At 40.4% G+C, this 9,663-nt stretch carries 9 protein-coding genes; 6 read left to right on the plus strand and 3 right to left on the minus strand.

Annotated elements, in window-relative coordinates; translation table 11 throughout:
• The 6 genes from ABYB02_RS11245 to ABYB02_RS11270 form a co-directional block, all read left to right on the plus strand.
• The coding region (locus ABYB02_RS11245) for an efflux RND transporter permease subunit (RefSeq protein ID WP_372762547.1) at nucleotides 1-1,617 on the plus strand (1,617 nt) is incomplete at its 5' end.
• Nucleotides 1,618-2,075: 458 nt separating this feature from the next.
• A complete protein-coding gene (locus ABYB02_RS11250; protein ID WP_372762548.1) occupies nucleotides 2,076-4,448 on the plus strand; it encodes a diguanylate cyclase domain-containing protein in 2,373 nt (790 codons plus the stop codon).
• A gap of 420 nt (nucleotides 4,449-4,868) precedes the next feature.
• Nucleotides 4,869-5,648, plus strand: coding sequence for an imidazole glycerol phosphate synthase subunit HisF (hisF, locus tag ABYB02_RS11255; RefSeq protein WP_372762549.1), 780 nt, complete (start codon nucleotides 4,869-4,871; stop codon nucleotides 5,646-5,648).
• Nucleotides 5,639-6,253, plus strand: coding sequence for a bifunctional phosphoribosyl-AMP cyclohydrolase/phosphoribosyl-ATP diphosphatase HisIE (gene hisIE / locus ABYB02_RS11260; RefSeq protein ID WP_372762550.1), 615 nt, complete (start codon nucleotides 5,639-5,641; stop codon nucleotides 6,251-6,253). Before hisF ends, hisIE begins: the two co-directional genes overlap by 10 nt.
• Nucleotides 6,254-6,374: 121 nt before the next feature.
• Nucleotides 6,375-6,893 (plus strand): hypothetical protein, encoded by a 519-nt coding sequence (locus ABYB02_RS11265; RefSeq protein ID WP_372762551.1) that lies wholly within the window; start codon nucleotides 6,375-6,377, stop codon nucleotides 6,891-6,893.
• Between the two features lies 1 nt (nucleotide 6,894).
• Nucleotides 6,895-7,077, plus strand: coding sequence for a DUF1289 domain-containing protein (locus tag ABYB02_RS11270; protein ID WP_372762552.1), 183 nt, complete (start codon nucleotides 6,895-6,897; stop codon nucleotides 7,075-7,077).
• A gap of 49 nt (nucleotides 7,078-7,126) precedes the next feature.
• On the opposite strand, the gene ABYB02_RS11275 is transcribed toward ABYB02_RS11270, so the two are convergent.
• The 3 genes from ABYB02_RS11275 to ABYB02_RS11285 all read right to left on the minus strand — a co-directional run.
• Nucleotides 7,127-8,746, minus strand: a complete 1,620-nt coding sequence (locus ABYB02_RS11275; RefSeq protein WP_372762553.1) for a M56 family metallopeptidase — start codon at nucleotides 8,744-8,746, stop codon at nucleotides 7,127-7,129.
• 11 nt (nucleotides 8,747-8,757) lie between these two features.
• A complete protein-coding gene (locus ABYB02_RS11280) occupies nucleotides 8,758-9,138 on the minus strand; it encodes a BlaI/MecI/CopY family transcriptional regulator (protein ID WP_372762554.1) in 381 nt (126 codons plus the stop codon).
• A 251-nt stretch (nucleotides 9,139-9,389) separates the two neighbouring features.
• A partial coding sequence (locus tag ABYB02_RS11285) for a PLP-dependent transferase (RefSeq protein ID WP_372762555.1) occupies nucleotides 9,390-9,663 on the minus strand: 274 nt, incomplete at its 5' end.

Consider the following 9,663-nt stretch of genomic DNA (forward strand, 5'->3'; position numbering starts at 1 on the left):
ATTACCTTAACGCCGCTATTTTGTTTCTGGTTATTTAAAGAGCAAGCAAGTGATACTGCAAGTAGCGCTAAACCGAACAAAATTATGGCCGCGTATCAGTCTATTGTCGTCAGCGCCCTTAACCATCGTTGGCTGACCATTGCCATCGTTGTGGCCACATTTAGCGCCTCGATTTGGGGCTTTCAATTTGTAAAATCTGGTTTTTTCCCAGCCTCAACCACACCGCAAATGGTGGTGGATTTTTGGTTACCCCAAGGTACCGACATTGAAAAAACCAAAAAAGATATGCTTAAGTTAGAATCATTTATTCAGCAACAACAAGGCGTTGAAGGCGTACAAACCCTAATTGGAGGAGGCGGGTTACGCTTTATGCTGATTTATGGCGCAGAATCGCCCAACAGTTCCTATGGCCAAATTCTGGCCAAGGTAGATGATTACAAAAAACTCGATGCCCTGTTACCTCAAGTACAGCGCTATATAGATCAGAGCTTTCCAGATGCGCAAGGCAAAGTATGGCGCTTTGTGATGGGCCCGGGTGGCGGTTCAAAAATAGAAGCTACATTTAAAGGGCCTGATCCAGCAGTTATTCGTGATTTAGCTGCCCAAGCTAAGGGAATATTGATTGAAGACGGCGGTGCATTGTCAATAAAAGACACTTGGCGTCAACAAGTCAGAGTCATTGAACCGCAATATTCGCCGATTAACGCACAGCGCGCAGGGGTTACTCGAAAAGCTGTGGCCGAGGCATTACAACAAAACTTTTCGGGTAAAACCGTCGGGCTATATCGAGAAGGTGAAGAGTTAATTCCAATCATTGTTAGAGCCCCGCTTCAAGAGCGCATTGATATTAATGATATTGGCAGTATTCCCGTACAAAGCCAAATACAGGGTAAAACAGTGCCTCTAGCGCAAGTAACCAGTGGCTTTAAAACCGTTTGGCGCGATGGTATTTTAAAACGTGAAGACCGAGTCTGGACCATTAAAGCGCAAGCCGATCCACTGCCTGGTGAGCTGGCATCTGAGCTATTTAGCCGTGTTAAACCCAAAATAGAGGCAATTAAACTCCCGCCTGGCTACACACTGGAATGGGCCGGCGAATATGGCCAATCGAAAGAGTCTAACGAAATGCTGGCAACAACCTTGCCTTTAGGGTTTTTAGCTATGGTGTTAATTGTGGTGGTGCTATTTAATGCACTAAAACAACCTATCATTATTTGGTTAGTAGTCCCATTAGCGCTGATTGGTGTGGTGTTTGGCTTGGTAACCACGCAAATACCTTTAGAATTTATGGGTATATTAGGGCTGTTATCGCTATCAGGGCTGTTAATCAAAAATGCCATTGTATTAGTTGATCAAATGGATATGGAAATACAGCAAGGTAAACCGCGCTACGATGCAATTATCGACTCGGCAAATAGTCGCGTACGCCCTGTAATGATGGGCACTTTAACCACGGTGCTTGGGGTTATACCTTTGTATTTTGATGCGTTTTTCCAATCTATGTCTGTCGTTTTGGTATTCGGGTTGTTATTTGCCACCCTACTGACCTTAATTGTGATCCCCGTGCTTTACGCTATTTTTATGGGTGTCCATAAAGAGGAGCACAGTGCAGCATAACCATTATTAAACAGTCATTAAGCTGAATTTGGGCTCAGTAATTATTAGTCCAGGTTCAGCTTAGTTATTGCGTTAAAATCCCCTTACTTTCCCTCAGAGCTCATTTCACCCGTTATTGTATGACTGCTTTAACGAGACGTTCATCAGTAATCGTTTAAATGTGACAACTAGACCACCACAGTGAATAGGCGATAAATACTGCTCAGGATATAAGTAGCAAACAGCCTAATTACCGCTGTCAGCTTTAACGAGCTGGTTAATAGTGAAAAGTAGCAATCGCTGAATAACTCCGGCCACATCGCCTATTACTCAATACCAAAGCATGACACTAACTTTAAGGTGTCACACGAAACAATCAGCACCATAGCGTAAAAGGCTCTTTTTTGAACGATTTATAGTCAACAAAAAGTTACTATACTATACTGATCTATAACAAATCTTCAGGGTGAGGGACAACTTTGATACTCTATTCTATGCTGCACTTTATCACCTCTGAAGAGCATAATGCGCCCGTTATTAGCGCGCAATATGATCCCTTGTTAGTTATTGCGTCTTTATTTATTGCGGCATTTGCCTGTTACATCTCTTTTTTACTAATTAAACGAATAGCAAGCTTACAACAGCAGCAAGAAAAACGATTATGGACTCTGCTCTCGTCTTGCTTTTTAGGTTTGAGTTTATGGGCCATGCACTTTGTGGGATTGTTAGCCTATACCCTCCCTATAGCAACTCATTTTGATATCACAATTACCCTACTCTCTATTTTGCCCTGTATATTTGCCAGTTATATTGTTATTTCACCACGTGTTGGCCAGCTTGATAACTTCTGGATCAGAAGCATATTAATGGGCATAGCGATCAGCATTATGCATTATCTAGGCTTGTTAGCAGTGACTATGCCAGCCCATGTTGTGCACGATGCTTGGTTATTATCAGCGTCCGTGGTTACTGCCATACTCCTTTGTGGTATTGCATTAAAAATCAATGCGCTACAACAAAAGTTAGCAGCTAAATTATGGCTAAAGTTACTCTTAGCCACGCTGATGGGCAGCGCATTAGCCTCGGTACATTACTTAGCCATGTTATCAATTAACATATTCGCCGCTAACCATACAAGCTACATTGCTGATCATAATAATGATGAGCTGGCGCAAATACTCACCTTTGTGGTGTTGCTTTCCAGTGTATTTTTGATCAGCTGTATGGAGCTACGCAGTCGTAGCTTATTATCGGCCAAATTGAAAGTGGTGCTTAATACCGTTCAAGATGCAGTGATCAGCTTTAACAAACAAGGGGTGATCGAGTTTGCCAATCCGGCTACATGTGAGGTGTTTGGTTTTGCACAACAAGATTTAATCGGCAAAAACATTACCTTGTTAGTGCCTGAAACAAATACAGAGTTTTATCAACTTTTTCAAAGTAAACAGGCCAATTATAAACTCAGCGGTAAAAGCCAACGATTAATAGGGCGTAAACAGTGTGGTGATAACTTTCCGATTACTGCAGCGGTCAGCCCGATCCGTAAACAACTAAATGTATCGTTTGTTGCAACTATCAAAGACTTAACCGATATTTATAATCAAGAAGCCTTTACGCAAACGGTATTTGATACCTTGCCCATTATGATTTTTGTTAAAGATGCCGAGCGGCTGTCTTTCAGCCATGTCAATAATGTGTGTGAGCAGCTACTTAACAGACCGCGAGAGAAAATAATCGGCTTAAATGACTTTGACATTTTTCCCGCCCAGCAAGCAAAATGTTTTATCAAAGCCGATCGCACCGTGCTTAACTCTGGCAAAGCGATGACGATTAACGAAGAGGCTATCACCGTAGGCGGTGTTACCCGCTATTTGCGCACTCGCAAAGTGACCATTAAAGATAATAAAGGGAAAATTAAGTATTTACTGGGTGTTTCCGAAGACATCACCGAGCTTAGAGCGGCGAAAATCGAGTTAGATCATTTACATCAGCGTATGGCATTGGCGGCCGATGCCGCAAGTATTGGTATTTGGGAATGGAATTTTAAAAACGATGTACTGATATGGGATAAATGGATGCATAAGCTATATGAGCTTGATGAGAACCAGTTTGTGGCTAAATATTCAACCTGGGAAGACGCTATTCACCCCGATGATCGCGACAGCGTTGCTGCTAAACTCGCCGCAGCCATTGCGCAAAAAAGTAATTTTCATGCTGAATTTAAAGTTGTGTTACCCAGTGGAGATATTCGCTTTCTTAACGCTGATGGCCGAGTGTACGGCGAGAGGATCATCGGTACTAACTTTGATATTTCCAAACGCGTTATCGCTGAAAATAAAGTGCTAAAACTGGCGCAAACAGATCAGCTCACAGGACTGGCAAACCGCACTGCACTGATTAAATTTGCTGAATTCGAATTTGATAGAGTAGCGCAGACGAGCTCTAAAATTGCCTGTTTGTATTTTGATTTAGATAAATTTAAACCGATTAACGACACCCATGGGCACTTAGTCGGGGACGCGGTGTTGGTAGAAGTCGCCAATCGGTTAAAAATCATAACCAGAAAATCAGATTGCATTGCCCGCATAGGGGGCGATGAATTTGTGATTATTATTGCCCAAATTGAAAATATTGCTCAGGTAGAAAGCCAAATTCAACGATATAGCCAAGCAATAGAACAACCCATTATATTGCAACACACGCAATTAAACGTCGCCGTCAGTATTGGCTATGCAATGTACCCCGATGAAGCAAGCAGTTTAGACGAGTTACTAAATAAAGCTGATGAGAAAATGTATTTTGCTAAACGTAATAAGCTCACGCAAAACAACAGCCAGCGTTGCCATCTTTAAGCTATTTCTTACACAGTATTGCTACAAGTGGACTTAGCGTTGAGTAGCTCTGTATGCGATATATTGCTGGTTGCAACCAGCGCAGCAGATACTGCACTTTATCACCGCCTTACATACTTCGAGTTAAAATCGCTAAATGAAAACCCCATTTCTGTGCTCAACAACGCATTTGGTTTAGTCCTTGTTGCATCCGTATTTTCAGCACGTTACTTGCGGCAATAAATAGTGCTAAAAGTAATTAACTATACGATAAAGAGCCTATAAATGACCCCCAGATAACTATATACTGGGGGTCATTATTAATAGGCTCTTTTGCTAACAACAATGTATTTGATGTTGTTGTTATCCATACAAATTATTGATTTAAAGAATAGTAACTATGACCTTAAAAAGTACAATTATTAACCGCGAGGCCTCACCATGTTATCGAAACGTATAATCCCCTGCCTTGACGTTAAAGATGGACAAGTAGTTAAAGGTGTAAAATTTAAAGGCCACGAAGTGGTTGGCGACATTTTAACCATGGCACAAGCATACAGTGAAGCGGGTGCCGACGAACTGGTTTTTTATGAAATCAGTGCCAGCGTTGAAAAACGCCTGCTTGATGTAAATTGGGTAGAAAGTATTGCTCGTCATATTGATATTCCCTTTTGTGTTGCCGGGGGAATTAAGTCAGTGGCGGATGCCGCGCGCGTATTGGAGCGTGGGGCTGATAAAATCAGTATTAACAGCCCAGCAATCGCCCGCCCTGAGTTAATAAAAGAATTACACGATGAGTTTGGCAAGCAATGTGTGGTAGTCGGTATTGATAGCTTTTTTGATGAAACAACCGGTGAATACTTGGTTTATCAACTAACCGGCGATCCTAATGCATCGAGCCGCACTCGTTATAAAACCGAAGAGTGGGTGAAACGTGTACAAGATCTTGGCGCGGGCGAAATTGTATTAAATTGCATGAACCAAGATGGTGTTCGCAACGGCTACGACAACCAGCAGTTAAGCAAAATTCGCAAACTGTGTGATATTCCTTTAATCGCTTCAGGCGGTGCAGGCAGTATGCAAGACTTTGTTGATGTATTTAAACAAAGTGAAGTGGACGGCGCACTCGCCGCCAGCGTTTTTCATAAAAATGTGATCAACATTGGCGAACTAAAACAATTTTTAATCGATAACCAAGTGGCAGCAAGACTATGCAAGTAACCCAACAAAACCAAGCTCAAGTTGATTTCACTAAAAGTGAGATGATCCCTGCCATTATTCAAGATGCCCGCTCTGGGGTTATTTTAATGCAAGGCTTTATGAACAGTGAAGCACTTAACGTAACGTTAGAAACGCAAAAAGTGACCTTTTACTCGCGCTCTAAAGCACGTTTGTGGACTAAAGGTGAGTCTTCAGAAAATTACTTAAATGTTGTGTCTGTACATACTGATTGTGACTACGACTCAATTTTAGTGCTTGCCAATCCCGCTGGGCCAACTTGCCATTTAGGTACCCAGAGTTGTTTTGGCGATGCTGCAAAACCAAGCCTGAGCTTTTTAGCACAACTGGAAGATGTGATTGTGGCACGTAAAAACGACGACCCCGCTAAAAGCTATACCGCGTCGCTATTTGCGGAAGATTTAAGCCGTAGCTGTCAAAAAGTTGGTGAAGAAGGCGTTGAAGTTGCGCTTGCCGCGATGAAGCACGATAACGATGAGCTGACCAATGAATCTGCCGATTTAATTTATCACCTTACAGTATTACTACAGCGCCAAGGCCTTGCGCTTGAAGATGTGGTTAAGTGCTTGCAAAGCCGTCATAAGTAACAGCAGCTAAAACACATTATGCTAGGCTCATAGTTGATGAGCCTTTTTTATTTTTTAGCTTTTAGTTGCGTAATTCATCTGTGGTATAGTGCGTGGCTCAATTAATCGGTTACTGTGAATTATGAAAAACTCTATTACGGTTGTTATTGTTGCGCTTACTTTAGTCGCTTGTAGCAGCCAAACTAATCAAACTACTTCAACTGCAAAATCGGTAACAACCACAGTAACACACGATGAGTGCAGCACCATAAATAGCCTAATAAGCGGTTATCAAACTGCTTTTCATGTTATAAAAACAGATAAAATAGCTCACCCGTTTACTCATCAATGGCATACGCAGACTCAGTTAATGGGTAGCAACTGCACTGTTACTGTAAATCAGTTAGAACAAACCAGCTACCAATGCAATGTACACCTTGAAACCCAAAGTGAAGCGGTTAAATCTCACCACCAGCTTGCTCAGCAGTTGCGCCAATGTTTAACACCACAGGGGTGGTTTGAAAGCCAAAAAGAAACCTCAGATACGATTTTTAGTAGCTTTGTGCTTGATGCAAAAACGCCTGCTATTACTCTATTTACCGCTCAAGAAACGAATGGTTTTTCAACTCGGTTTGAAATTGCCCCCGCGTTAGGACGTTAATATGCGCCATTTAAAACAACACTCAACACGCTCTAAGTTTAAAACGGACTGCATCGGTGTATGCCAGCGCCGCAGTGGCGTATGCACCGGTTGCGGGCGTACTAACGAAGAAATTTTTGACTGGATCATTCTATCTGAAGATGAAAAACAGGCAATTTTAGCCACACCAAGAGCTGATTCCTAAGCTGTTAAATAGAGGCTCAAAAAGTCTGAGCCTCACCATAATAGCAAATTTATAATAAGCTCAATAATTGTGAATCAGGTATGCCCATTCTCGGTAATAACGCTGGAGAAACTGCAAATACTTCTGGAATTTTACTTTTCAGCTCATCCATTTTTTTACGGTTATTTTGTTTATCATAAACATAGTATCTGAGAATATTTCCGTATACGTCATCTTTTGCACCAACCTGAGCTAGGGTTTTTAATGCTTTATCGTAATCAGCGAGATAAATGTAAGCTAGTGCTAAGTTATCAGCAGAACCTACATGAAGTTTTCCATTAAGCTGCTTCGACAATCCTTCAAGCTCTGCAACTGCCAGCTCATAACGTCCCAGCTGGATATAGGCGGTTGCTAGTGAGTTTTTCAAAAAAAATGGAGGATTACTACTCGGCTCATACCACCGTTCGTAAGCACTTAATATATCTTCATACTTATGAAGCTTAGAGTACACGTTCTCCAATAATCTGAAACTTTGTAATTTAATTTCATGCTCTTCAAAACCAGTCAGTTTATTTCTATTTAAATACCATTTTTGAATGCCTTGCGCAGCTTCATTTAACAGTTCAGGGTTATCACTTTTTGCTCCAGCAGCACTTTGAAGAAGTTGAGCAAGTTGTTGGTTATATTCTTCACTTTTGACAGCAGCTTGGTAAGTATTATTACTTTGTTGCTCGTTATCTGTATTACCATCTACAATTTGCGCAGCTGTCAAGGCACTAAAAGACATTGCCGCCGCGACCATAACCAAATATTTACTTTTCATTGTTTTTTCCTTGTTTAACATTTTGATTCTCTGAATATTAAAACTCTTAGAATGAGCAATATTCAAAAGTGGTGGGGTAAAAAAGTTATGCGAGCGTTGACCAGTTTGCTCTTGAAGTAGTAAACTGGCTAGATCTAATTGGTATTTACCTTTTAGCTTTTGCATACACAACTCATCACAGCTTAGTTCTAGTTGTTCTCGTGCTAAACCAGTTAACTTTAAACAGATAGGATTCCACCAAAAAACACTTTCGATAAAACAAATAAGCCATGTCCAATAAATATCGCCTTGCTCTAAATGAGTCACCTCATGTTGAATTACTGAGTTTAACTCTTCACGGTTTATCATCGACGACTCTAACCAAATAACAGGCTTTATTAATCCTGTAGCAAAAGCAGGCCCTGTATGCGTTGTTAGTCTTATTGGATAGCGGTTGTTAATATTTTCAAACTCAGGGCTTGGCTTTGAGTAAGTGTATAAATTTATTATAAATTTTATATACAAGCTCAAACGGACTAAAAACAATCCAAAACCAGTCGAAACTAAAACAATAAAAACAGTACTAAGTGATGGTATAGACTGCCAAATACTCAGTTCGCTTTGTAATTCGCCGCCCGTATTCGCTATTTGTGCTGTATTAGGTGTTAATTCCTTCGCTTCAGGGATCAATTGAGCCACATTTAAGGTGTAACGCTCTGTCCCCTCAAAAAATGGTAGCTGAGAAAAGTATTGCCAAGGGACAAACCAACACACTAAAGTAATCATCAAAAGATAAAAATTTAATCGTGCTGGTGCATTTTTTAACCCTTTTAAAGTAAGTAATACGCATAAGCTAATAAGTGTGCAGGTTAGTAAATAATCCATCATTACCTTCTCCTTTAATCTAACTTCTTATTTTTTAGAAGCATTTGTAAATATTCAATATCTTGATCATTTAGCTTTTCTTCTTTAATAAAATGGGCAATTAAACTACGAGAATTACCTTTAAAAAATCGTTGCATAAAACTAGGCATCACTTGCTCCGATAACGTATCTTGAGTCACGATTGTTCTAAAAACAATAGCTCGCCCTTCATGCCCACAGCGCTCAACAGCTCCTTTTTGTTCTAACCTATCAACAATAGTTTTCACTGTTGTATAGGCTACTTGTTTACCTTTTTGCTTATCTGCTAAAAGCACTTTATGTAGTTGGCTGGCAGTACAGGGTTCTTCCTGCCACAGCAGCTGCATAATATCCATTTCAAAATCACTAAGTTTCATTACGCCCCCTATTACTACAACTGTAGTTGTACTATTACAAATGTAGTAGCAAGTATTGTTAGTGTCAATATAAAATTTTTATATGAATAGAATATAGAGAGTGGAAATATAAAAATATTGTAAGGACTTTATATTAATAATTATAAATTATTGATTTATAATTATTAATCTTAGGAATGCATAAAAAGCGATAGCTAATTTCAACTAGCGCTTTTTATATTTTAAGATCTGCTTATGAAATAATTAGGTAATTACGCTTGTTCCAAGGCTTGACTGATATCGGCAATAATATCGTCAATATTTTCAATTCCAATCGACAAACGCACTAGATCACGACTGACTCCTGCATTTGCCAATTCTTCATCGTTAAGTTGACGATGTGTGGTGGAGGCTGGATGACACGCGAGCGACTTCGCATCACCTATATTCACCAGCCGTAAAATCATTTTAAGGGCATCGATAAAACGCGTACCTGCTTCAAGCCCGCCTTCAATACCAAAGCTTAAAATACCCGACGCTTTGCCA

It is taken from the genome of Pseudoalteromonas sp., assembly GCF_041613455.1.
In the GTDB taxonomy this organism is placed as follows: domain Bacteria; phylum Pseudomonadota; class Gammaproteobacteria; order Enterobacterales; family Alteromonadaceae; genus Pseudoalteromonas.

Bases quoted from the DNA above. Each gene is read 5' to 3' on its own strand.
- hisF (WP_372762549.1), top strand. From the start codon at position 4,869: ATGTTATCGAAACGTATAATCCCCTGCCTTGACGTTAAAGATGGACAA.
- hisIE (WP_372762550.1), top strand. From the start codon at position 5,639: ATGCAAGTAACCCAACAAAACCAAGCTCAAGTTGATTTCACTAAAAGT.
- ABYB02_RS11265 (WP_372762551.1), top strand. From the start codon at position 6,375: ATGAAAAACTCTATTACGGTTGTTATTGTTGCGCTTACTTTAGTCGCT.
- ABYB02_RS11270 (WP_372762552.1), top strand. From the start codon at position 6,895: ATGCGCCATTTAAAACAACACTCAACACGCTCTAAGTTTAAAACGGAC.
- ABYB02_RS11275 (WP_372762553.1), bottom strand. From the start codon at position 8,746: ATGATGGATTATTTACTAACCTGCACACTTATTAGCTTATGCGTATTA.
- ABYB02_RS11280 (WP_372762554.1), bottom strand. From the start codon at position 9,138: ATGAAACTTAGTGATTTTGAAATGGATATTATGCAGCTGCTGTGGCAG.